13 protein-coding genes are annotated in these 24851 nt (G+C 66.2%); 7 read left to right on the top strand and 6 right to left on the bottom strand.

Features of this window, described 5'->3' with window-relative positions; translation table 11 throughout:
- Nucleotides 1-484: 484 nt before the first annotated feature.
- The 4 genes from A7D17_RS19375 to A7D17_RS19360 are packed head-to-tail and all read right to left on the bottom strand — an operon-like array spanning nucleotide 485 to nucleotide 5629.
- Nucleotides 485-763 (bottom strand): hypothetical protein, encoded by a 279-nt coding sequence (locus tag A7D17_RS19375; protein ID WP_064510600.1) that lies wholly within the window; start codon nucleotides 761-763, stop codon nucleotides 485-487.
- On the bottom strand, nucleotides 753-3101 hold the full coding sequence (locus tag A7D17_RS19370; RefSeq protein ID WP_064510599.1) for an FdhF/YdeP family oxidoreductase: 2349 nt from the start codon (nucleotides 3099-3101) through the stop codon (nucleotides 753-755). The genes A7D17_RS19375 and A7D17_RS19370 overlap by 11 nt, the downstream gene beginning before the upstream one ends.
- On the bottom strand, nucleotides 3098-3943 hold the full coding sequence (fdhD, locus tag A7D17_RS19365; RefSeq protein WP_064510598.1) for a formate dehydrogenase accessory sulfurtransferase FdhD: 846 nt from the start codon (nucleotides 3941-3943) through the stop codon (nucleotides 3098-3100). Before fdhD ends, A7D17_RS19370 begins: the two co-directional genes overlap by 4 nt.
- A 6-nt stretch (nucleotides 3944-3949) precedes the next feature.
- Entirely contained in the window at nucleotides 3950-5629 is a 1680-nt protein-coding gene (locus A7D17_RS19360) for an OFA family MFS transporter (RefSeq protein ID WP_064510750.1), read from the bottom strand.
- 380 nt (nucleotides 5630-6009) lie between these two features.
- Between A7D17_RS19360 and aptA the strand changes: the two genes are divergently transcribed.
- The 6 genes from aptA (at nucleotide 6010) to A7D17_RS19325 (ending at nucleotide 17494) form a co-directional block, all read left to right on the top strand.
- The gene (gene aptA / locus A7D17_RS19350; protein WP_064510596.1) at nucleotides 6010-7362 is read left to right on the top strand and encodes an omega-aminotransferase AptA; all 1353 of its coding nucleotides are present in this window, start codon (nucleotides 6010-6012) and stop codon (nucleotides 7360-7362) included.
- Between the two features lie 255 nt (nucleotides 7363-7617).
- A complete protein-coding gene (locus A7D17_RS19345) occupies nucleotides 7618-8490 on the top strand; it encodes a hypothetical protein (protein WP_064510595.1) in 873 nt (290 codons plus the stop codon).
- 463 nt (nucleotides 8491-8953) lie between these two features.
- Nucleotides 8954-10258, top strand: coding sequence for a DUF445 domain-containing protein (locus A7D17_RS19340; protein WP_064510594.1), 1305 nt, complete (start codon nucleotides 8954-8956; stop codon nucleotides 10256-10258).
- Between the two features lie 151 nt (nucleotides 10259-10409).
- Entirely contained in the window at nucleotides 10410-14504 is a 4095-nt protein-coding gene (locus tag A7D17_RS19335; protein WP_064510593.1) for a CHASE domain-containing hybrid sensor histidine kinase/response regulator, read from the top strand.
- Between the two features lie 35 nt (nucleotides 14505-14539).
- Nucleotides 14540-15532, top strand: a complete 993-nt coding sequence (locus A7D17_RS19330) for a response regulator (RefSeq protein WP_064510592.1) — start codon at nucleotides 14540-14542, stop codon at nucleotides 15530-15532.
- 534 nt (nucleotides 15533-16066) lie between these two features.
- Entirely contained in the window at nucleotides 16067-17494 is a 1428-nt protein-coding gene (locus A7D17_RS19325) for a DHA2 family efflux MFS transporter permease subunit (protein ID WP_064510591.1), read from the top strand.
- Nucleotides 17495-17693: 199 nt separating this feature from the next.
- Here A7D17_RS19325 and A7D17_RS19320 read toward each other — a convergent pair whose 3' ends face one another.
- Nucleotides 17694-18275 (bottom strand): TetR/AcrR family transcriptional regulator, encoded by a 582-nt coding sequence (locus A7D17_RS19320; protein WP_064510590.1) that lies wholly within the window; start codon nucleotides 18273-18275, stop codon nucleotides 17694-17696.
- A 287-nt stretch (nucleotides 18276-18562) separates the two neighbouring features.
- On the opposite strand from A7D17_RS19320, the gene A7D17_RS19315 reads away from it, so the two are divergent.
- Nucleotides 18563-19351: an SDR family NAD(P)-dependent oxidoreductase gene (locus tag A7D17_RS19315; RefSeq protein WP_064510589.1), complete on the top strand. Its 789-nt coding sequence runs from the start codon at nucleotides 18563-18565 to the stop codon at nucleotides 19349-19351.
- 293 nt (nucleotides 19352-19644) lie between these two features.
- Here the strand turns inward: A7D17_RS19315 and A7D17_RS19310 are convergent, their stop codons facing one another.
- A complete protein-coding gene (locus A7D17_RS19310; RefSeq protein ID WP_064510588.1) occupies nucleotides 19645-24654 on the bottom strand; it encodes an NAD-glutamate dehydrogenase in 5010 nt (1669 codons plus the stop codon).
- Nucleotides 24655-24851 lie beyond the last annotated feature (197 nt).

Raw genomic sequence — 24851 nt, 5'->3', positions numbered from 1 at the left:
GCATTTTGACAATGCAGATAGATCGATTGTGGAGCCGATGGCCTTTGGCCTGGCTGCAAGGCCCTTGCCCGCCCACCATCGCAGGACACGCCGCAAGTACGTCCCTGTAAGCTCTTACGCGGCATCCATGCCGCGTCAGGTTCCGCGACGGGGGGCGGGCAAGGACCGGTCGAGATGGTTGGTGCGTCAGTGCAAGCGATAGGCAACCTCCGCTTGCTGCGCCGCCTGCGTATCACGATCGGCTTTCTCAAAACCGCCAACCAACGTTCTGGTGCGGTGACCTCGCCGCTTGCGGGACCGTTGGCGGCATGGAGGCCGCCAACGGTCCTCCGTGGATGGGTTTACGGCGTGTCCCGCAAGCGATGAGAGCACCGCGCGCGCGCAACGACGCGTTTGGCTCAAACCGGTGAACCTCAACGTTCCGGGATGCGGTACCAACCAAATCCAAAACACCGCCAGCTCTTCATCAAAGCGAAAAGATCGCTCAACCGCCCTGCGGCGCTTGCGCCGTTGCACGCTGCACGTGTTCAACCAGGCCGGCAGCAGTGATCACCGCAAATTGCCGTTCGCCACGCTCGTCTACGCGGACCCAGTCCGGGCCCGGTTCACCGTCCAGGTTTGCCGTGCCCAGCCAGGCGAGCGTGCGCAGCAGCACGCTCATGCGCACGCCCAGCTGCTTGCACAACCTTGCCAACGACACGCCATCGGGCGTGTCGGCCAGCGCCTGCAACAACTGCGCGGTGAGCTGTGTGTCAGCGGACAAGTACCGCCCCGATGTCGCGCGGCGCCGCATCGGCAGTTTCGGCGCGGTGCGGCAGCACGATCACCGGAATCGACTTGGACGTCGGCGTGCGCGCTTCGTCAGCGAAGCTGGACAGCGGTACCAGTGCATTGGTTTCCGGGTAATACGCCGCCAGGCAGCCACGCGGAATGTTGTAGTCCACCAGCAGGAAACGCCGCGCCTCGCGACGCACGCCGTCCTCGCACAGACTTTCCAGGTCCACCCAGTCGCCGGCCTTCATGTTCAGTGCCGCGATGTCGGCACCATTGATGAACAGCACGCGGCGCTCGCCGAACACACCGCGGTAGCGATCGTCCAGCCCGTAAATGGTGGTGTTGTACTGATCGTGCGAGCGGGTAGTGGCCAGCGTGAACACCATCTGGTCGCCACGCGAACGCCGCGCGCGATGGATCGGGTTATCGGTGGGCACCGCGTGCGATTTGAAGACCGCACGCTGCTCGGGCGTGACCCAGTTGCGGTCGCGCGCGGTGTTGGACAGGCGGAAGCCACCCGGCGTGCGTACCCGTTGGTTGAAATCGGCAAAGTCCGGGAACACCTGGGCGATCAGGTCGCGGATGCGGTCGTAGTCGCCCACCAGCCAGCGCCAGCGGATGGCGCTGCGCGCACCCAAGGTGGCTTCGGCCATGCGCGCCACGATCGCCGGCTCGGACAACAGGTCCGGCGAGGCCGGCGGATTGATGCCGGCCGACAGGTGCACCATGCTCATCGAATCCTCCACCGTCACGCCTTGCGAGCCGGCGTCCTGGATATCGATTTCGGTGCGCCCCAGGCACGGCAGGATCAACGCATCGCGTCCGTGCACCAGGTGACTGCGATTGAGCTTGGTGGTGACGTGGACGGTGAGTTCGCAGTTGCGCAGCGCGCGGTGGGTGGCATCGGTATCCGGCGTTGCCGCAGCGAAGTTGCCGCCCATCGCGAAGAACACCTTGCCGCGCCCATCCAGCATCGCTTCGATCGCACCGACGGTGTCGAAGCCGTCTTCGCGCGGCGGCGCAAAGCCGAACACCGACTGCAGCTTGTCCAGAAACGCGGCCGGCGGTTTTTCGTAGATCATCATCGTGCGGTCGCCCTGCACGTTGCTGTGTCCGCGCACCGGGCACACGCCTGCGCCGGGACGGCCCAGATGGCCGCGCAGCAGCAGCAGGTTGGTGATCATGTGGATGGTGGCTACCGAGTGCTTGTGCTGGGTGATGCCCATGCCCCAGCACGCGATCACGCGCTCGGCCTTCAGATAGATTTCGCCAGCCTTGCGCAGCGCCGCTTCGTCCAGTCCGGATTCTTCGACGATGGTGCTCCAGCTTTCCGCATGCACGTCGGCGGCGAAGGCGTCGAAGTTGGCGGTGTGCTCGGCGATGAAATCCAGATCCAGCAACCGCGCCGTGCCGTCGCGCTGGGCCTGCGCATCGCGCTCGAGCACATGCTTGATGACGCCCTTGATCGCGGCCAGGTCGCCGCCGATCTTGAGCTGGAAGTAATCGGAGGCGATGCGCGTGGAGCCGTTGTGCAGCATCTCCAGCTTGTCCTGCGGGTCGGCGAACTTCTCCAGCCCGCGCTCGCGCAGCGGATTGAACGCCGCAATCGCCGCGCCGCGCTTGGAGGCCTGACGCAACTCGCCGAGCATGCGCGGGTGATTGGTGCCCGGATTCTGGCCAAAGATGAAGATGGCATCGGCCAGTTCGAAATCGTGCAGCGACACCGTGCCTTTGCCCACGCCGATCTGCGACCGCAGCGCGGTGCCGGAGGGTTCGTGGCACATGTTGGAGCAGTCGGGGAAGTTGTTGGTGCCGAATTCGCGCACGAACAGCTGATACAGGAACGCTGCCTCATTGCTGGTGCGCCCGGAGGTGTAGAAGATCGCCTCGTCCGGGCTCGCCAGGCCGTTGAGATGGCTGGCGATCTGCGCAAACGCATCGTCCCAGCTCACCGGCACATAGTGGTCGGTGGCGGCGTCGTAGCGCATCGGCTGGGTCAGGCGGCCCTGCCCTTCCAGCCAATAGTCGCTGTACTGCGACAACAGGCTGACGCTGTGCGAGGCGAACAACTCGGCCCCGGCGCGGCGCGCGGTGGATTCGGCGGCCACGGCCTTGGCGCCGTTCTCGCAGAATTCGAAGGTGGAGGTGTGATCGCGGTCGGGCCAGGCGCAGCCGGGGCAGTCGAAGCCGTCCGGCTGGTTGGCGTGCAGCAGCGTCTTGGCGCCCTGCACCGCGATGTCCTGTTCCATCAGATGCTTGGCCACCGAGCGCAATGCGCCCCAGCCGCCCGCGGGATTGTCGTACTGCTTGATGGTTTTCTTGCTCATGCGGGCTCTCCCACGGCAACGCCCAGATCCAGGCGTTGTGGATGGCTGTAAACAACACAATCGTGATTGCGGGCAAACCCGATCAGGGTCAGTCCCGCGCTGTCGGCCAGGCTGATCGCCAGCGCGGTCGGTGCGGAAATCGCTGCCAGCAGCGGAATCCGGGCTTGCGCGGCTTTCATGGCCATTTCATAACTGGCGCGGCTGGTGACCACCGCAAACCCTTGCGATGCATCGATGCGCGCGCGCGCCAATGCACCGATCAATTTGTCCAACGCGTTGTGGCGCCCGACATCTTCGCGCACGAGCTGCACCACCCCGTTCGCATCGGCCCAACCGGCGGCATGCACCGCGCCGGTCTGCGCGGCGATCGGCTGCTGCGCATGCAACGCATCCAGCGCACGCGCCAACGCATCGGCGTCGATCTGCAGCGTCGATTGCACGCGCGGTGGCACGCGCAGCACCGCCTCGATCGACTCGTTACCGCACACCCCGCAACCACTGCGTCCATCCAGGTTGCGCCGCCGCTGGTCCAACGCGGCGGCGCGCTCGGGTGGAATCTCGATCTGCAGCGAAGCACCTTCCAGGAAGGTCTCCACCGCAACCACCCGCAGGTCCTGCGGGCGGTCGACGATGCCCTCGCTCAGCGAGAACCCCAGTGCGAAGTCTTCCAGGTCCTCCGGCGTGGCCATCATCACCGCAAACGGCACGCCGTTGTAGATGAAGGCGACCGGCATTTCTGCCGCCACCATGTCCTGCACCGTGGCGCTGCGGCCGCCGCGATGCCGGAACACCGTGCGCACCACACTGCCGGGGCGCACCGAGCGGGAAGACGGAGTGGTCATCTCACCTCAATGGAACAGCACGAAGGCTTTCTGCAGCGTGACCCAGATGCCGAACAGCATCGGGATGCCCACTGCCAACCAGGCAAACGCCACCAGCGCGGGATTGCCGCCGTGACCGATGCGCGCCATCTGCTCCGGCGGCAGCACCGCGTGTCCGCTGCGGTCGACCTTTTCGTGCGCCAGCTGCTTCTCGCGCGCCAGTTCGTCGGGCGTCATGAAATGACGCGCGGCTACCGGGCGCACCAGCAGATTGCAGATCAGGCCGAGCACGAGCATGCCGGCGAGGATGTACATGGTGGTGTTGTAGACCTGTGACGGCGGGCTGCCGTGGGCCAGCTGGTACTCGCGCATATACCCCACGACCACCGGGCCGAGGATGCCGGCGGTGGCCCAGGCGGTCAGCAGACGGCCGTGGATGGCGCCCACCATCTGGGTGCCGAACAGGTCGGCCAGATACGCCGGAATGGTGGCGAAGCCGCCGCCGTACATCGACAGGATGATGCAGAAGATGCCCACGAACAGCGCGATACCGCCCACGCCACCGGCCGACGGCGCCGCCGCGTACAGGCAGATACCCAGCACGAAGAACAGCGTGTAGGTGTTCTTGCGGCCGAGCTTGTCGGACATGCTGGCCCAGAAGAAGCGGCCACCGATGTTGAACAGGCTGAGCAGGCCGGTGAAGCCGGCCGCGATGGCCGCGATGCTGGCCAGCTGGGTCGGGTCCAGGTTGCCGAAGCCGATGTCCACGCCGATCAGGCGGCCGCCGAACACTTCCTGCAGCATCGGCGAAGACATGCCGATCACGCCGATACCGGCCGAGACGTTCAGGCACAGCACGCCCCACAGCAGCCAGAACTGCGGGATGCCCCAGACCTTTTTCACGTGCACGTGATTGGCGGTGATCATCGCGTTGGTGCTGGCCACCGGGGCAGTCCAGCCGGCCGGGGTCCAGCCGCTCGGCGGCACGCGGTAGCCGAACGCGCCGGCCATCATGAACACGAAATACAGCGCCGCCATCACCAGGAAGGTTTCCATCACGCCCACCGAGGTAGGGGTGGCGAAGTGGCGCATCAGCGCATCGGCCAGCGGGCTGCCGATCATCGCGCCACCACCGAAGCCCATGATGGCCATGCCGGTCGCCATGCCGCGACGGTCCGGGAACCATTTGATCAGGGTCGACACCGGCGAGATGTAGCCCAACCCCAGACCGATACCGCCGATCACGCCCGAGCCCAGCCACAGCATCCAGATCTGGTGGAAGTGGATACCGGCCGCCGAGATCACCAGGCCGCCGCACCAGCACAGCGCCGAGACCACGCCGGCCTTGCGCGGGCCGGCACGTTCCAGCCAGCCGCCCCAGATCGCCGCCGAGCAGCCCAGCAGCACGAAGAACAGCGTGTACATCCACTGCAGCTCGCTGATCTTCCAGTCGCAGGTTGTGGCCACCATGCGCGCGAACAGGCTCATGTCGGCCGGACACGCGATCGACTCGGTGATGCCCAGCGCCTTGGACAACGGCAACCAGAACACACTGAAGCCGTAGGCCATGCCGATGCACAGATGGATCGCCAGCGCTGCCGGCGGCACCAGCCAACGATTGAATCCAGGACGCGCAACGATGCGCTCCTTGGACAGCAGACCGGCGTCAGCGCCGCTGGCTGTCGCCACGGTGGACCCTTGCGTCATTCCCATTTCCCCAAATAAAAAGTGCGATGAACTGCGATGAATACGATTGACGGCTGCGATGGAGTGGCGTGGTGCGATCAGGCCGGCGACAACAATCAGCCCCGACAGGCGCCGGTCTGGCGCATCATCGGCGATCCTCGCGTCATTGCAATGCTCGGCATCGCCTCGCAGCGTTCCATCGCACTGCCACACCCACGCCACGCACGCCTTCCTCGTCGTTAGCGGCCGGCCGTGCGACTAATTGACTAGTTCTTATTGACTAGATCGCGCCGCTGCCAGCGTTGGCTGGTGCGGTGCGATGGGCGGCCGGGCATCGGCCGGGGTGACGGCCAGGACGCAGGCTGCCGTAGAGTCGGGCCATCCCCGTCACGGAGCCTGCGATGCACGACCACCCTTCGCACGAGACCGCCCACGCGTTGCAGGCGCCGCCGCAGCTGGACGCGTTCTGGATGCCGTTCACGGCCAACCGCCAGTTCAAGGCGCGCCCTCGCCTGCTGGCCTCGGCGGCCGGCATGTATTACCAGGATGTCGACGGCCGCCAGATCCTGGACGGCACCGCCGGGCTGTGGTGCTGCAATGCCGGGCATGGCCGCCAACGCATCGTGGCAGCGATCCGCGCCCAGGCCGGCACGCTGGATTTCGCGCCCACCTTCCAGATGGGCTCACCGCTACCGTTCGTGCTGGCGCAGCGGCTGGCGGCGATCGCCCCGCCGGGGCTGGAGCATGTGTTCTTCACCAACTCCGGCTCTGAAGCGGTGGATAGCGCGATGAAGATCGTGCTGGCCTATCACCGGCTGCGTGGCGAGGGCCAGCGCATCCGCTTCATCGGCCGCGAGAAGGCCTACCACGGGGTGGGTTTCGGCGGCATGTCGATCGGCGGGCTGCCCAACAACCGCAAGTGGTTCGGGCCGCTGCTGGCAGGCACCGACCATCTGCGCCACACCCTGGACCTGCAGCGCAACGCCTATTCGCGCGGGCTGCCGGCGCATGGCGCGGAGCTGGCCGACGATCTGGAGCGGCTGATCGCCCTGCACGACGCCTCCACCATTGCCGCGGTGTTCGTCGAGCCGGTGTCCGGCTCGGCCGGGGTGATCCTGCCGCCGGAAGGCTACCTGCAGCGGCTGCGCGACATCTGCGACCGCCACGGCATCGTGCTGGTGTTCGACGAGGTGATCACCGGCTTCGGTCGGGTCGGCGAGGCGTTTGCGGCGCAGCGCTTCGGCGTCACCCCGGACATCATCACCGCCGCCAAGGGGCTGACCAGCGGCACCGTGCCGATGGGGGCGGTGCTGGTGAACACCGCCATCCACGATGCCTTCATGCACGGACCGGAGGCGGCGATCGAACTGTTCCACGGCTATACCTACTCCGGCCATCCGCTGGCCTGCGCGGCAGCGTTGGCCACGCTGGACACCTACGCCGAAGAAGGCCTGTTCCAGCGCGCGATCACGCTCGGCCCGCACTGGGAACAGGCCCTGCACGGCCTGCGTGGGCTGCCGCATGTGATCGACATCCGCAACATCGGCCTGATCGGTGCGATCGAGCTGGCGCCACGCGACGGTGCGCCGGGGGCACGTGGCTATGCCGCGTTCGAGCGCTGCTTCCACGAAGGCGGCCTGCTGGTGCGGGTCACCGGCGATGTCATCGCACTGTCGCCGCCACTGATCGTGACCGAGGCGCAGATCGGGCAGATGGTCCAGACCCTGGCCGGGATCCTGCGCACGCTGGACTGACGCCGCCAGCTCGGGCAGCAGCCTAGCGTGTCCGCGAACGCTACCCCCGCTTGTGGTCCGCTCGCCCGGGCTGTACGGATCGCCTTGCCTAGCAGGCCGCACGCACCGCCCACGGCCCGCGCGCAGGCCTCGGCCATCCAGTGGCCGGGCGCGCACCGGGCGCACGCGTGTCACGCGCGCAGGCGCCGCGTCAAGCGCGCAAAGCCGGGGCAGGCTCACTACAATGCCGGCCCCGTACTCCCCCGCAGTTGCCGCATGAACATCGTTGTCAAAGAAGAACTCAAGGCCTATATCGACCCGCTGACGCCCGACGAGCACGAGGCGCTGGAGCGCAGCCTGCTGGCCGAAGGCTGCCGCGATGCGCTGGTGCTGTGGGGGGAGGTACTGGTGGACGGCCATAACCGCTATGGCATCTGCCAGAAGCACGGGCTGCCGTTCCAGACCGTGCAGAACCCACGCTTTACCTCGATGCAGGACGTGCACCTGTGGATGATCGAGCAGCACCTGGGCCGGCGCAGCGTCTCCGACTTCCAGCGCGGCGTGCTGGCACTGCGCAAGCGCGAGATCCTGGCCGCACGCCAGCGTACCCAGCGCGAGGCCGATGCCGCCGCCGAGGCGCCGGTGGTGGCCGACGCGCACGCAGAGGCCGACGGTGACGACAGCGCAATGCGCGACACCCCCGCCGCGCAGGCTGCCGAAGACACCGACAGCCCACCATGGGAAGAAACCTCCACTCCGGTCAGCCGCGCCGAGCTGGCACGCGAAGCGCGCCTGAGCAGCAACCAGGTGGTCATGATCGAGCGCATCCACAAGCAGGCCGCGCCGGAAGTGGTGCAGGCGGTAAAGGCGGGCGAGATCTCGATCAGCGCCGCCGCTGCGGTGGCCACCCTGTCCGAAGACGAACAGCGCGCCGCCGCGCAGGCCGGCAAGGCCGAGCTCAAGCAGGCCGCCAAGCGCGTGCGCGATGCCAAGCGCAAGCCCAAGTCCGACGAGGCCGAAGGTGGCGAAGCCGAGCGCCGCGACCTCAAGGCCTTGCAGCGCCGCGTCACCGAACTGGAGAACGAGAACGCCGCCCTGCAGTCCAAGGTGGCCGCACTGCAAGCGCAGCTGGAGCGTCTGCGCGGTTGAGTGTGCGATGCCGCGCCTGCGCACCGCGGGCGGCATCGGACATCCAATGTTGGAGCGCGTCGGTCCATGCGCGCAGGCGATGACGCGCGGCCGGTAGAGCCCTGTCGCGCCCGGGTGCGCTCATACGTGAATTCCTGAGGCAGCACCCGTCAACGGCACGCCTGCTCAGCCGCAGGCACCAGCTCCCGCGCGTTCGGCAGGAAGGCATCCGGGCGCGAGGAAGCGTTTACTGTCACCCCATCGCACGCACGCGCACGCCTGTCTCGCCGATCGCATCACGATCGCCAGGGGCTGACATGTCCACAACCCCTCGCAGCGCAACCGCCGCGCTCTCCGTGCGAGCGTGTCCGGCGCAACGCGGCGATCCCTTCCCTTCCCAACGCCACAGTGCCCACAGCGCCGGTACCCAGCCTTGCTGATGCTGTGGACATGCCCTGCTCAAGCGACTGGGTACACTTCAGGGATGGAACCCAGCCTCAGCACGCCCCGCCCCGTCGATCCCCGCCGCGCCCAGTTGCAGCGCATGAAATTGCTGGCCGTGGCCCTGCTGCTGGCCATGTTTGCCGGCTTCGTGGTCAGCCACCTGATGGGCGAGCACGGCATCTGGGCCTGGGTCTCGGCCTTCTGCGAAGCGGCCACGGTTGGTGCATTGGCCGACTGGTTCGCGGTGGTGGCGTTGTTCCGCCATCCGATGGGTCTGCCGATCCCGCACACGGCCATCCTGCCGCGCGGCAAGGAACGGCTGGCCGACGGTCTGGCGGTGTTCGTGCGCGACCAGTTCCTCGCGCCGGATGCGTTGATGGAAAAGCTGCGCGTCTTCGACCCGGCCAGCCGGCTCGGCGAATGGCTGGCCAAGCCCGAGCAGTCGCACATGCTGGCGCAGATGGCACGCGGCTGGATGTTGCAGGCGCTGGAGCTGCTGGACGAGGCCGCGGTGCGGCGTGCGATCCAGCGCTTCGTGGTGGATCGCCTGCGTAAGTGGAATGCGGCCGCCACCGTGGGCGATGTCATGGCCTTGCTCACCACCGATGGGCGCCACCAGAAACTGCTGGACGAAGTGCTGCTGCGGCTGGGCGAGTGGCTGGACCAGGAGCAGGTCAAGACCCGCGCCTCGGCGCTGATCGTGCGCTACGCACGGCGCGAATGGCCCAAGCTGGTCGGCACCGTGAACTGGGTCAAGCCGATTGAAGAAATCGGCGATTCGCTGGCCGACCGCATGGCACGTGCGGCGATCGAAGAACTGCAGGACATCCTCACCACCCCCGAGCATCCAATCAGGCGCGACTATGAAACCTGGTTGCAGGGCTACATCGCGCGGCTGCGCGATGAGCCGGACATGGCCGAACGCGTGGAAGCGCTCAAGCAGCGCGTGATCGACCATCCGGCATTGCAGGACTACGTGCAGGGCCTGTGGGGCGAAATCCGCACGGCACTGCGCAACGACCTGGCACGCGAAGAATCGTCGATGGCCGCGCACCTGGAGCGCTCCATGCAGTCGCTCGGCCAGGCGCTGTCGCAGGATCCGTCATTGCGCGAAGCACTCAACCAGCACATGCTGCAGGCGGCGGACAAACTCACCACACGGCTGCGTGCGTCGGTCACCGACCACATTGCATCGACGATGAAAAGTTGGGACGAACGTCACCTCGTCGAACAATTGGAATTGGGTGTGGGACGCGATCTGCAATACATTCGCTTCAACGGCACCTTGGTTGGCGGGCTGATCGGTCTTGCCCTTCACGCATTATCGATCTGGCTATCGTTCTGATGCACTGACACGACGTTGATCGCCCACCACGAGAGCATGCAGACACCGGGGGACCTGCACGCAGCCGGATAATCGTCAGGCGGTACCAAGCGGTCGACCTCACTGTCGGCCAGGACACTGGGCACGCAACAGGCAAGGCGAAGGAACGAGCATGCCGAACGGCCGTTGGAATCTGCGCAGGAAATATGGGCGTCGTGCCTTGATCTGCGCAGTAATGATTCTTACCGCCGGAGTGATCACCGCCATCGTGTCGGGTGTCTGGCTGCAACGGCATAACGAACTGGAGCGCGACCAGCGATTCCAGTACGTGGTGCGCACCCTGGCACGTAATATCAGCGAGCGCATGTATACCTTCGAGCATGGCCTGCGCGGCGCACGTGGCGCGGTGATCGGCGCCGGTAGCGAGGTCATCAGTCGCGAACGTTTCACCTTGTACAGCCGCTCGCGGGATTATTCGCGCGAGTTTCCCGGCGTGCTGGGATATGGCTATATCCATCGGGTGGCTCCCGCCGACGAAGCGCGGTTCCTGGATACCGCGCGTGCCGATGGTGCGCCGGACATCCATCGCCGCGCGCTGGCACCGTGGGATGGCGAGCGCTACATCGTGCTGTATTTCGAACCGGAGTCGTCCGGCAACCGGCCCATCGGCCTGGACATCGCATCCGAGCCACGCCGCCGTGCGGCGGCCCTGCAGGCCGCACGCAGCGGCGAACCGACCATGACCTCGCCGGTCTCGCTGTCGGGCTACCGCGTACCCAGCGAAAGCGGCTTTCTGGTGCTGCTGCCGGTCTATCGCGAAGGCATGCCGTTGCAGACCCCGCAACAGCGCATGGCAGCGACCAACGGCTGGGTGTATGCGCCCTTCAGCGTCGAGCAGATGGTGCAAAGCGCACTGGGCGAGCGCGACGACGTGGCGCTGGATCTGTCCGATCGCAACGAGCCCACCCACAATTTCTACCGCAGCGGCACGCCCACCAGCGACAGCGCGCGGCGGCGGCCGGTGGTGCAGCTGTTGCCCATCTACGGCCGCACCTGGGTCATCACTGCCCATCCCACCGCCAGCTTCGTCGCATCGCTCAACCAGACCCCGCCCTGGCTGGTCGGTGGGCTGGTGATGGCGACCTCGGCGCTGCTGGCTGCGTTGCTGGGGCTGTACTTCAGCAACGGCTTGCGCCGCGAGGAAGTGCTGCGCAAGCAGATGGAACTGGCCGCCCTGGTCAGCCATTCCAGCGAAGCCATCGTGGCCGAGACACCGGATGGCCGCATCACCCACTGGAATCCGGCTGCGGAAGCGATGTTCGGCTATGCCGCGGACGATGCGATCGGCCAGGACCTGAGCATGCTGCTGTCGCCGCAACCGTACGCGATGCCGGAGATCGACCCGCCCGACCAGGCGCATCCGGTCAACGCGTCTGCGGCGCTGGGCGTGCGCCACCGCGACGGGCATCAGGTGCACGTACTGGCCAGCAAGGCGCCGATCATCGAAGCGGACGAAACGCTCAGCGGCCACTCCCACTTCTTCCGCGACATCTCCGAGCGGGTGCGCTCGCACCAGCGTATCGTCGATCTCAACGCCTCGCTCGAACACCAGGTGGCCGAGCGCACCAGCGAGCTGGTGAAGTTCTCGGTCCTGCAGCGCGCGATCCTGGCGCATGCCGGCTACGCCATCATCGCCACCGATTCCAACGGGTTTGTCACGCTGTTCAACCCCGCCGCAGAAAAACTGCTGGGCTACAGCGCCGACGATGTGATCGGCCGGCGCAAGGCCAGCCAGTTCGTCGAACAGGACGATCTGCAGGAACGTGCGCACCTGCTGTCCGAACAGACCGGTACGCCGGTGGCGCCGACACTGGAAGCAGTGGCCGCACTGACCAGCCTGGGCCGTAGCGATACCAGCGAGTGGACCTATGTCAGCCACGATGGTCGCCGCCTGCCGGTGCTGCTGACGCTGAGCACCCTGCGCGACGACAACGATCAGGTGATCGGCTATCTCGGCGTGGCAGTGGATCTCACCGAGCAGAAGCTGCACGAGAAGCAGCTGCGGCTGGCGATGGATGCGGCCAAGAGCGCCAACCAGTCCAAGTCCGATTTCCTGGCCAACATGAGCCATGAAATCCGCACCCCGATGAATGCCATCCTCGGCATGCTGTACCTGCTTCAACGCAGCGAGCTTCCCGGCGCCGCCCAGGACATGGTCACCAAGATCGACCGCTCGGCGCGCAGCCTGCTGGAGATCATCAACGACATCCTGGACTTCTCCAAGATCGAGGCCGGGCGCATCGACCTGGAGCGTGCGCCCTTCGACCTCAACCAGCTGTTCGACAACATCGCCGACCTGATGCGCTCCTCGCTCAGCGCCAAACCGGTGGAGATGATCGTCGAGCCGTTGCCGCGCGACAGCCGCTGGTTGCTGGGCGATGCGCTGCGCATCAACCAGGTGCTGGTCAACCTGGTTGGCAACGCGATCAAGTTCACCGAACAGGGCGAAGTGGTGCTGTCGGTGCGGCGCTTCCCCAGCGGCGACCCCAACAAGGTCAAGCTGCTGTTCTCGGTGCGCGACACCGGCATCGGCATTTCCAAGGAAAAGCAGAGCCTGATCTTTTCCCCGTTCCTGCAGGCCGATACCTCCACAAGCCGGCGCTACGGCGGCAGTGGCCTGGGCCTGACCATCAGCCGGCGGCTGATCGAACTGATGGGTGGCGAGTTGGAGGTAGAAAGCGTGCCCGGCCGCGGCAGCGAGTTCTACTTCGTGGTGACGCTGGAGAAAGCCGACCCGCCGGCCGCGCAGAGCGATGCACCGCTGCCGCCGCCGGAGACGATGCCGCGCGTGCTGATTGCCGACGACCACGATGCCGCACTCAACAATCTGGTCCGCATCGCCACCGATCTTGGCTGGCGGGTGGATGCGGTGGCCAGCGGCCAGGCCGCACTGGCCGCGATCGAACAGGCCGCCGAGCCCTACGACATCTTCCTGCTCGACTGGCGCATGCCCGACATCGACGGCGTGGCCATCGCACGCCAGATCCGCGCGCGCGCCGCCCCCGGCCCGCATCCGGTGATCGTGATGGTCACCGCCTACGAACGCCGCCTGCTGGAGCAGCATCCCGAGCAGCAGGACCTGGACGCGGTAATGACCAAGCCGGTGACCAGCGTGGCACTGCATCGCCTGGTGGAACAGCTGGCCGATGCGCGCCCCGGCGCACGCCCTGCTGCGCCCACCTTCGTGGCGCGGCGACTGGAAGGCGCGAACCTGCTGCTGGTGGACGACAGCGAAATCAATTGCGAGGTGGCACAGCGCATTCTCGAAGGCGAAGGCGCCATGGTCACCGTCGCCCACGATGGCGAGCAGGCGGTCAACGTGCTCAAGCGCGCGCCGGAGCTGTTCCATCTGGTACTGATGGACGTGCAGATGCCGGTGGTGGACGGTTACGAAGCCACCCGCCGGCTGCGCCAGATCCCGGCCCTGGCCAGTCTGCCGGTGATTGCCCTCACTGCCGGCGCCTTCCGCCCGCAGCAGGAAAAAGCGCTGGAAGCCGGCATGAACGGTTTTATCGCCAAGCCGTTCAACGTGGAGGAACTGGTCACCGCGATCCGTCATTTCATGCACCCGGGGATGCGCCGCATCCCGTCGCTGCCGCACGAGACCGACAGCAGCGATGGCCCGGAATGGCAGCACAGCGACCCGGAACTGCTGGACGCTGCGCGCGCGCGTAGCCTGTGGCGCGAGCGCGAGCCGTATGCACGCTATCTGCGCAAGCTGCTGCGCGAAAACCCCGACCCGGCTGGCATGGCGGCCGAGCATTTGCGCAACAACGAGCTGCCGGCAATCGGCGCCATGGCACACAAGCTGCGTGGCGCGGCAGGATCGCTGGCACTGCCGGCCCTGGCCGGCGCCGCGGGCGATCTGGAAACACGCATCGAGGACGGCCATGACATCACCGCCGCACTGACCGCGCTGCAGGACATCATGCGGCGCACGGCCGATGCGATTGGCGCCTTTCTGCAGCACGACGATGCTGCGGCCGGCGGCGACGATGACGACACCGCGCTCGACGCTGACAGCGTGCAGATTCTGGAAGCGGCCTTCGCCAGCGACGACGCCGACAAGATCGACCATGCCCTGTTGATCTGCGCGCCTCGCCTGGCGCGCACGCTGCAGGAAGAACTGCAACGGGCGGTGGAAGATTTCGATTTCCGCCGCGCCGAAGCCACCCTGCGCGACTGGCAGGCCACCCACCCACGCTGAAGGCGATCTCCCGCGCCTGCTGCAAGGACCTCCGCATGCCGTCCCGCCCCTTGCTCTGTGTCGACGACGAGTCCAGCAACCTGGCGACGCTGCGCCAGTTGTTGCGCGACGACTTTCCGCTGGTATTCGCCAAATCCGGTGGCGAAGCGCTGGAAGCGGTGAGCCGGCATTGCCCGGCGTTGATCCTGTTGGACGTGGAATTGCCGGACATGGACGGCTATGCGGTGGCACGCACGCTCAAGCAGCAGCCCTCCAGCAGCGCCATCCCCATCCTGTTCGTCACCTCGCGCAACAGCGCGCACGACGAACGCGCCGGGCTGGAGGCGGGCGCCGCCGATTACGTCAGCAAGCCCTACTCGCCCGCGCTGCTCAAGGCCCGCATCGGCACGCAGCTCAAACTGGCCGAAAGCGGGCGCCTGGCGCAGCAATACCGCGATGCCATCCATCTGCTGGGTACCGCCGGCCAGGGCCAGGATGTGGACACCGGCGCGCACATCTGGCGCATGGCCGCATACGCCCGCGTGCTGGCCGAAGCGGCAGGCTGGTCGCCGCAGCAGGCGCAACTGTTGCAGGACGCCGCGCCCTTGCACGACGCCGGCAAGATCGCGGTGCCCGGCAGCATCCTGCACAAGCCCGATGCGCTGGACGAACACGAGCGCTCGGTGGTACGGCAACACCCGCAGGCCGGCCACGACCTGCTGCGCCACGGCCGCGGGCCGGTATTCCAGCTGGCGGCCGACATCGCCCTGCATCACCACGAATGCTGGGATGGCAGCGGCTACCCCAACGGCCTGGCCGGCGAAGCCATTCCCGAGGCCGCGCGCCTGGTGGCGGTGGCGGACGTGTTCGATGCGCTGTGCGGGCGACGCGCCTACAAGGCGCCGTGGACGGTGGACGACGCCATGCGCAAGCTGGAAAGCATGTCCGGCAAGCAGCTGGAGCCACGCCTGGTGCAGCATTTCCGCGAAGCGCTGCCGCAGATCCTGCAGATCAAGGACGCCTGGGACATCCCGACGCCACAGCGCTGATTTGGGTCGCTAAGACAACCACCCAGTCGCGATGTCAGGTTGGCTGTCTAAGGCAACCGCCCATTCGCGATGTCAGGGTTGCTGTCTTCCCGCCGCACCCTCACCCCAATCCCTCTCCCGCAGGAAGAGGGGCTTTCACCAGGCGCGATCACTGTGCGCGTGCTGCATCTTGAGCCTTCTCCTTTCGGGACATTGTCCTCCTTCGTGGGGGAGAAGGTGGCGCATAGGGCCGGATGAGCGTCCGGGCAGCTCGTGGACGACCAGCCGACGATGCATTACTTCGCGCGTCCCATATCGCCATCGCGCACTCACGTCACCACCAGCCGCGTTAGCCGCCAACCTTTGCATCACGCCAACACCCGCCACCGGACCATCACGTCTGCATCGACAAGCACGCACTGTTACCCACGTGCGCTTGAACCCCGCCCCTCACCAGCGGACAATATCCATGTTGCGCCGCACAACACCGTGCGACGCGGGCCGATTCGGCTGCCGCTGCGGCGCCGTCCACGCGGCCCGGCAACCGAGAGTCCGATGTCCTCCAGCGTGTCCGAGGCCGGCGCCATGCCGCCGTGCTACCCCGATTACCGCATCATTTCGCTGATCCTGGCCTGCGCCATCTTCATGGAGCAGATGGACGCCACCGTGCTGGCGACCGCGCTGCCGACCCTGGCGCGCGACTTCGGCGTCGCCGCGCCGGCCATGAGCATTGCCATGACCAGCTACCTGCTGGCATTGGCGGTGCTGATCCCGGCCAGCGGCGCGATCGCCGACCGCTTCGGCCTGCGCCGGGTGTTCGGCGCCTCGATCTGGGTGTTCGTCGGCGGCTCGATCCTGTGTTCGCTGGCCGACAGCCTGCTCACCATGGTGGCGGCCCGCGTGTTGCAAGGCGCCGGTGGCGCGATGATGGCGCCGCTCGGCCGGCTGATCCTGCTGCGCACGGTGGAGCGCCGCCACCTGGTGTCGGCGATGGCGTGGACGCTGGTGCCGGCCTTCATTGGTCCAATGCTGGGCCCGCCGCTGGGCGGGTTTTTCGTCTCGTATCTGGATTGGCGCTGGATCTTCTACATCAACGTGCCGATCGGCATCGCCGGTTTCCTGCTGATGCGCCGCTTCATCCCGGAGATTCCCAGCGAATCGGCGCCGGCGCGGTTCGACCTGCGTGGCTTCGTGCTGTGCGGCACCGCGCTGGGCTGCCTGCTGTTCGGCCTGGAGATGGTCAGCCAGCACGACGGTCTTGGCGTGGCCAGCTGGCTGCTGGCGATCGGCGCCAGCGCGGCCATCGGCTATCTGTGGCATGCACGCCACCACCCCGCTCCGCTGCTGGACCTGACCCTGCTGCGGATCGACTCGTTCCGATTGTCGGTGATCGGCGGCGCGTTGATGCGTATCACCCAGGGCGCGCATCCGTTCCTGTTGCCGCTGCTGTTCCAGATCGGCTTCGGCTTCAGCGCCGCGCACAGCGGCCGGCTGATCCTGGCCACTGCGCTGGGCGCACTGCTGATGCGCAGCATCACGCCGCAACTGCTGCGCCGCTTCGGCTACCGCAACAGCCTGATCGGCAACGGCGTGCTGGCCAGCCTGGGCTACATGGTATGCGCGCTGTTCCGCCCCGACTGGCCGCCGGCGCTGATGTTCGGCCTGCTGCTGTGCTGCGGCGCGTTCATGTCGTTCCAGTTCGCCGCCTACAACACCATTGCCTACGAAAGCGTGCCCACCGCGCGCATGAGCCGCGCCAGCAGCCTGTACACCACGCTGCAGCAATTGATGCTGTCGGTCGGCGTCTGTGCTGGCGCGATGATCCTCAACCTGGCCATGCTGGCCGGCGGTCACGCCCAGCCCCGGCAGGGCGACTTTTCGCTGGCGTTCTGCGTGGTCAGCCTGATCTCGCTCAGCGCCACCTGGTGGCATGTGCGCTTCGACAAGCACGCCGGCCAGGAAATGAGCGGGCATCGCGCCTAGCGCTGGACACCCGATGGATCGCGCTTGCCGGCGGATGAAACGCGCCGGTGCAGGACATCTGACCGCTGCCTTGCCACGGGACGAAGCACCCGCTTCTTACAGGCGATCCCCCGACACACGTCGCTGCCATCGAGAGCTGCGATCAAGGTGCACTCGCGCACGCAGTCGGCCCGTCATCGAAACCCGAACATCGGCTCCGCTAAGCGTTTTGCGACTGCTGCATGGACGCCAGCAGCGAGCTCCGGCACGCGGCCAGGATCTCGTCGGCAAGCGGTCCATCGTCCGGGCATGCGCGCGACATCACGATGGCGCCGATGGCATGCGCCATCATGTCCAACTTCCTGGCGCGTGAGGCCGCTGCGGATTCGCCGGGCGCCTCCATGGCCGACACGTCGAGCGCTGCCAGCACATGTTCGATGCCTTGCGCAAACGCCGCCCGCACCTGCTCTGGCTGACGCGCAGCATCAGTGGCAAGCGCCGCCATCGTGCAGCCGGACGCGCGGTCGTCGCGGTGCGCGCGCGACACATACAGATTGACGAACTCGGCTGGCGCCACGTGCGCGGTCTGCGCCGCGGTCTGCGCGAGCCCGCACGCCGCCGACTCGGCCATCAGGTCCGCCTTGGAACGGAATTGCTTGTAGAACCCGCCATGGGTGAAGCCGGCGGCCGCCATCAGGTCGGCCACGCCCACACCGTCGTAGCCACGCTCGCGGAACAGCCGGGAGGCGGTTTCCACCACATGGGTCCGGTTGGCTTGCGCCTGGGCCTTGCTGACTTTCATGGTCCACCTCGCTACGCATGCTGCATCTGAATCCGCACTATACATTGATGTCAATCATCATCAAAGACATTGACTTTAAAAATTACGATCATCATCATTATCTGCGTTGCACCAACGAGCTGGACTCAGCCACCGCTGCCAGACCTTCCATCGACCGGCCTGTGGGCAGGCGGCGACCGCCGCCCTGGGCCGGGCACGCACCGGATCGTCCGCCAGCACCTGGCGTTGTCTCAGCTATCAGGCGCGCCGCGCCTACATCGCTCCACCCCTCTCATCAAGGCCCTCTCATGACCACGCTACCCACTGTTTTGATCACTGGCGCCTCCACCGGCATCGGCGCCGTCTACGCAGAGCGCTTTGCGCAACGCGGCCATTCCCTGGTGCTGGTCGCGCGCGACCAGGCGCGTCTGGACGCACTGGCGGCCCGCCTGCAGGCCGCGCACGGCGTGAATGCGGAGGTGCTGCAGGCCGATCTGACCCGGCCTGCCGATATAGCGGAGGTGGAAACCCGGCTGCGCGACGATGCCCGGATCGGCATCCTGATCAACAACGCCGGCATGGCGCAGACCGGCGGCTTCCTGCAGCAGGATGCAGATACCATCGAGCGTCTGATCGCGCTCAACACCACCGCGCTGACGCGACTGGCGGCGGCCGTGGCCCCTCGCTTCGTCGAGGCGGGAACTGGCGCAATCGTCAACCTTGGATCGGTGGTGAGTCTGGCCCCGGAGTTCGGCATGTCGCTGTATGGTGCCACCAAGGCGTATGTGCAATTCCTGTCGCAGGGCCTGCACGTGGAATTGGGTGCCAAAGGCGTCTACGTGCAGGCCGTCTTGCCGGCGGCCACGCGTACCGAAATCTGGGAGCGCGCCGGGATCGACGTCAACTCGCTGAGCGAAGTGATGGATGTGGGCGAACTGGTCGATGCGGCCCTGGTTGGCTTCGATCGCCGCGAGCTGGTGACGATTCCGCCGCTGCATGTGGCCGAGCGTTGGGACGCACTGGATGGTGCACGCCAGGGCCTGTTGTCCGATATCCGTCAGGGCAACGCCGCCGAGCGTTATCTGCAACCGACCTGAGCGCAGCCGGACCATCGCGCGCATCGCCGTTTCCGGCGGTGGTGCGTCGCGATCGCTTTACGCAAGGCCCCTGACTATTTCGAGCCCGATCCCATGCAAGCACTCACCTTCCAACGCTACGGCAAATCGCCTGGCATCGCATTGACGAAGTGATGCCCTGCGCAATCGGCACAACGTCGGCAGTCATCGCCTGAAATGAAACGGCCGCCAGAAAGGCGGCCGTTTCATCTTGGTCTGCATGGACCTTCAGCGGTGGCGACGAGGCCTGCGCCCCGTCACCACCTGGCGCACGCTTACAACCCGTGCGCGGCCAGCTGGCCCAACCGCTGCACTGCAACCGACACGGTGGGGTAATCCAGGGTCTTCTGCTCGGCCACGTCGGCGAGCATGGCCAGGGTGAAGCGCAGGCTGGAATCGTCGCGTTCCAGCCAGTTGGCCACCTTGTCCTCGGCCGTGCTGCCGGACATGGTCAGCACCTGACCCACCAGCGCACGCTGATGCGCGGCCAGTTCGTCGCGCAGCACGCCACGTGCCACTGCATGCCAGCGGCCGTTGACCTCCAGCGCGTCGATCTGCTCGAACAACCACGGCAGCCGCAACGCATCGCCCAGGCGGAAATGCACCTTGGACACTTCCACCGGCTTGAGCTTGCGGGTGCGCGCGGTCTCGATGATGTCGAAGGCCGGCTCCAGGTAACGCAACTCGCACAGCTGCTGCGCCAGTTGCGGCGGCAGGCCCTTTTCCTGCCATTCCCTCACGCTGCCTTCGTACTGCGGACGCTGCGCATCCGACAATACGCCCGATGCCACGCGGATGTCGTTGAACGGGCCGTGGTAACGCTCCACCGCCGCAGTGATGCCCGGCATCTGGCCCGGGCGCAGCAGCAACCAGCGCACGAACGAGCGTTGCAGGCGCCAGATCACTTCCAGTGCGTCGATCTGCACCGACTCGGGCACCTTGCCGTCCAGCGCATCGATCTGCGTCCACAGCGCGCGCGCATCCAGCGTTTCGCGGCTGATGGTGTAGGCCTTGGCCACCTCGCCGATGCTGCGGCCGGTGTCTTCCTGCATGCGCATCAGGAAGGTGGCGCCCATGCGGTTGATGGTGGTGTTGGTGACCGCGGTGGCGATGATCTCGCGCTTCAGGCGATGGCGCTCCATCGCATCGGCGTACTTTTTCTGCAGCGGCTGCGGGAAGTAGCGCTGCAATTCCTTGGACAGATACGGGTCTTCGGGAATGTCCGATTCCAGCAACTGCTGGAACGCCACCAGCTTGGAATACGACAACAGCACCGACAGCTCCGGCCGGGTTAGCCCCTGCCCGCGCGCCTTGCGTGCGGAGAGCTCAGCATCGGAGGGCAGGAACTCGATCTGGCGGTCCAGCAGGCCCTGCAGTTCCAGCGTGCGGATGAAGTGCTGCTTGGAACCCAGGCGCTTGACGCTCATGCGCTCCATCAAGCTGATGGCCTGGTTCTGGCGGTAGTTGTCCCACAGCACCAGGTCGGCTACTTCGTCGGTCATCGACGCCAGCAGCGTGTTGCGTGCGTCGTAGGTGAGCTTCTTGGCCTGCACCATGTCGTTGAGCAGGATCTTGATGTTCACCTCGTGATCGGAGGTGTCCACGCCGGCCGAGTTGTCGATGAAATCGGTGTTGAGCAACACGCCGGTCTGCGCCGCTTCGATGCGGCCGAGCTGGGTCAGGCCCAGATTGCCGCCCTCGCCCACCACCTTGCAGCGCAGCTCGCCGCCGTTGACGCGCAGGCCGTTGTTGGCGCGGTCGCCCACGTCCGCATGCGACTCGCTGGCCGCCTTGACGTAGGTGCCGATGCCGCCATTCCAGAACAGGTCCACCGGCGCCTTGAGGATGGCGTTCATCAGCTCGTTGGGCGAGAGCTGCTTGACGCTGGACTCCAGCCCAAGCGCCTCGCGCACCGGCGCGCTGATGTCGATGGATTTGAGCGTACGCGGATAGATGCCGCCACCGGCGCTGATCAGCTTGGCGTCGTAATCGGCCCAGCTGGAACGCGGCAGCTTGAACAGGCGCTCGCGTTCGGCGAAGGAGACCGCAGCATCCGGCGACGGGTCGAGGAAGATATGCCGGTGGTCGAACGCGGCCAGCAGGCGGATGTGCTTCGAGAGCAGCATGCCGTTGCCGAACACGTCGCCGGACATGTCGCCGATGCCGACCACGCTGAAATCCTGGCTCTGGCAATCGCGGTCCATCGCACGGAAGTGGCGCTTGACCGACTCCCACGCGCCGCGCGCGGTGATGCCCATGCCCTTGTGGTCGTAACCGACCGAACCGCCGGAGGCAAACGCATCGCCCATCCAGAAGCCGTGATCCAGCGCCAGGCCATTGGCGATGTCGGAGAACGTGGCGGTGCCCTTATCGGCGGCGACCACCAGGTACGGGTCGTCCTGGTCGTGACGCACCACCTGCGGCGGCGGCACGATCTTGCCGCCGACGATGTTGTCGGTGATGTCGAGCAGGCCCTGGATAAACAGCTTGTAGCAGGCGATGCCTTCGGCCTGGATCGCATCGCGGTCGCCGCCAACAGGCGAACGCTTGACGTAGAAACCGCCCTTGGCGCCGACCGGCACGATGACGGTGTTCTTGACCATCTGCGCCTTGACCAGCCCCAGCACCTCGGTGCGGAAATCCTCACGACGATCCGACCAGCGCAGGCCGCCACGTGCGACCGCGCCGAAGCGCAGGTGCACGCCTTCCACGCGCGGGCCGTAGACGAAGATTTCGCGGTACGGACGCGGCTTGGGCAGGTCCGGCACCAGCGCCGAATCCAGCTTGAAGCTGATGCAGTGGCCGTGCTTGCCCTGTTTATCGGTCTGGTAGTAGTTGGTGCGCAAGGTCGCATCGATCACATCGATGAAGCTGCGCAGGATGCGGTCTTCGTCCAGGCTGGAGACGCGGTCCATCAACTTCAACAGCGTGGCGCGGGTGGCCTCCTGCTGCGCGGCGCGGTCGCTGCCACGTGCCTCCAGCACCGGCTCCAGTGCCTTCAAGGTGGCGTCGTCGCCGCCTGCCAGCGCGGAGAGTTCTTCGCGCAGGCGCTCCTGGCCGGCGAAGATCTGTGCCTTGGTTTCGCTGCCGGTGGACGGGTCGAAGCGCGCTTCGAACAGCTCCACCAGCAAACGCGCCAGCAACGGGTAACGGGTGAAGGTCGCTTCGACGTAGGCCTGCGAAAACGGCACCGCGGTCTGCAGCAGATACTTGCAGTAGCCGCGCAGCAGCGCGACCTGACGCCAGTGCAGGCCGGCGGCCAGGATCAGGCGATTAAAGCCGTCGTTTTCGGCATCGCCGTTCCAGATGCGCTCGAACGCTTCGCCGAAGCTGGCATCGGCGCTGGCTGCATTGATCTTGCCGGCGGTGGATTCGACCTCGAAATCCTGGATATAGACCGGCGTTTCGCCCACCTGCAGCCGATACGGCCGCTCGGAGATCACGCGCAGGCCCATGTTTTCCATCATCGGCATCGCATCGGACAACGGAATGTCGTCGAGCTGGCGATACAGCTTCAATCGCAAGCCTTCGCCCGCATCCAGGCGCATGCCATCGTCGCGACGGATTTCCTGCAGGCTCAGATGCAGGTCATCCGGGCCATCGAGGGTTGCCAGGTGTTCGACGTCGGACACCGCCGATTCGATCGACGAATCTTCGATATAGCCGGCCGGCAGCGCGCGGCCGAAGTTGGCCGCCATGCGCAGGCCATTGGCCTCACCGTGCCGCGCCACCAGCGCCTCGCGCAGCGCATCGCGCCAGTTGCGCAACAGATGCGCCAGCCGCGATTCGAGTTCGGTGGTATTGAATTCCAGCGCTTCGCCGCTCTTGGGCCGCACGATCAGATGCAGCTGCGCCAGCGGCGATTCGCCCAGCACCACCGACGAGTCGATGTACTCGCCATGCAAGGCGTCTTTGAGCAGCGCCTCGATACGCAGACGCACATCGGTGTTGAAGCGCTCGCGCGGGATGTACACCAGCGCCGAAATGAAACGGCTGTACTTGTCGCGGCGCAGGAACATGCGGCTGCGCACACGCTCCTGCAGGCCCAGGATGCCGATCGCGGTGCGATACAGCTCTTCTTCGTTGGACTGGAACAGCTCTTCGCGCGGCAGCGTCTCCAGGATATGCCGCAGCGCCTTGCCACTATGGCTGCTCGGGGTCAGCCCGGACTTGCTCATCACGTATTCGTGGCGCTGGCGCACCAGCGGGATTTCCCACGGGCGGCGGTTATAGGCGCTGGAGGTGAACAGGCCCAGGAAGCGCTGTTCGCCGACGATGCGGCCCTTGGCGTCGAATTCCAGGATGCCGATGTAATCCATGTACCCAACCCGGTGCACGCGCGAACGTGCATTGGTCTTGGTCAGGATCAACGCGTCCTTGAGCTTGGACGAGGCATTCAGGCCATGCGCCGCCAGCGTGGTCACCGGGCGTGCCGGCGAGGTGTCGTGGCCGCGCATCAGGCCCAGCCCGGATTCTTCCACCGGTGCCAGCACCTCCTGCCCATCCTGCTTCTCCACGCGGTATTCGCGGTAGCCGAAGAAGGTGAAATGGTCGGCGGCGGCCCAGCGCAGGAATTCCTGCGCCTCGTGACGGCTGATGTCGTCGATCGGCAGGCGGCGGGTGGCCAGATCGTCGGCCAGCATCACCATCTTTTCGCGCATTGCGGCCCAGTCGTGCACGATGGCGCGCACTTCGCCCAGCACCTTGCGCACCGCCGCTTCCACCTTGGGCATTTCATCGGCTGGCTGGCGGTCGATCTCCAGCACCATCAGCGACTCGCTCTTGCCCTCGCCCACAGCGGTCAGCTTGCCGGACTTGTCGCGCGCGATGCGCAGCACCGGGTGGCCGAGCACGTGCACGCCGATCCCCAGGTCCGACAGGGTCATGCTGACCGAATCCACCAGGAACGGCATGTCGTCGTTGACGATCTGCAGCAGCGTGTGCGGCGACTCGTAGCCGTGGCTCTTCAGGGTGGGGTTGAACACCCGCACATTGACCGTACCGGCCTTGCGGTTGCGCGCGAACTCCAGCATGTCCGACGCCAGCGCCGCCCACTGCTCGGGCGGGTGGTTCGGGAATTCGTCTTCCTCCATGCGCCGATAGAAGTCGGCGGCGAACGCCTGGACCTCCGCCTGGCGGGCGGCCGGGTAGCGCTTGCGCAACGCGGCAAACACCGGCTCGAGGGTGACCGCCTGCGGTTCGGTGGCAAGCACGGGGACGGCACGTTCGGCGACCGGTTTGACCGACGTCGTGGACGATTTCGAAGCGGCTTTCTTGGCTGTCATGAGTAGAGCTGGAATGCTCGGTGGAAAACCTGAATTGTACCGATGCACCGTGACAACGCCTTGCTGCATAGCGCAAAAGCACTGTACCCAGCGGGCGCGGCAATGGCGTCAAAGCGCTATGACTCTGTAGTTTTGCCTCACAGCGCGAGCCCGCCGTGCGCTGGATCGCCAGATCCGGCAAAGTCCAGCACCGGCAC

It is taken from the genome of Xanthomonas floridensis (assembly GCF_001642575.1).
Lineage (GTDB): Bacteria > Pseudomonadota > Gammaproteobacteria > Xanthomonadales > Xanthomonadaceae > Xanthomonas > Xanthomonas floridensis.
This window is presented reverse-complemented; position numbering and strand designations above follow the sequence as displayed.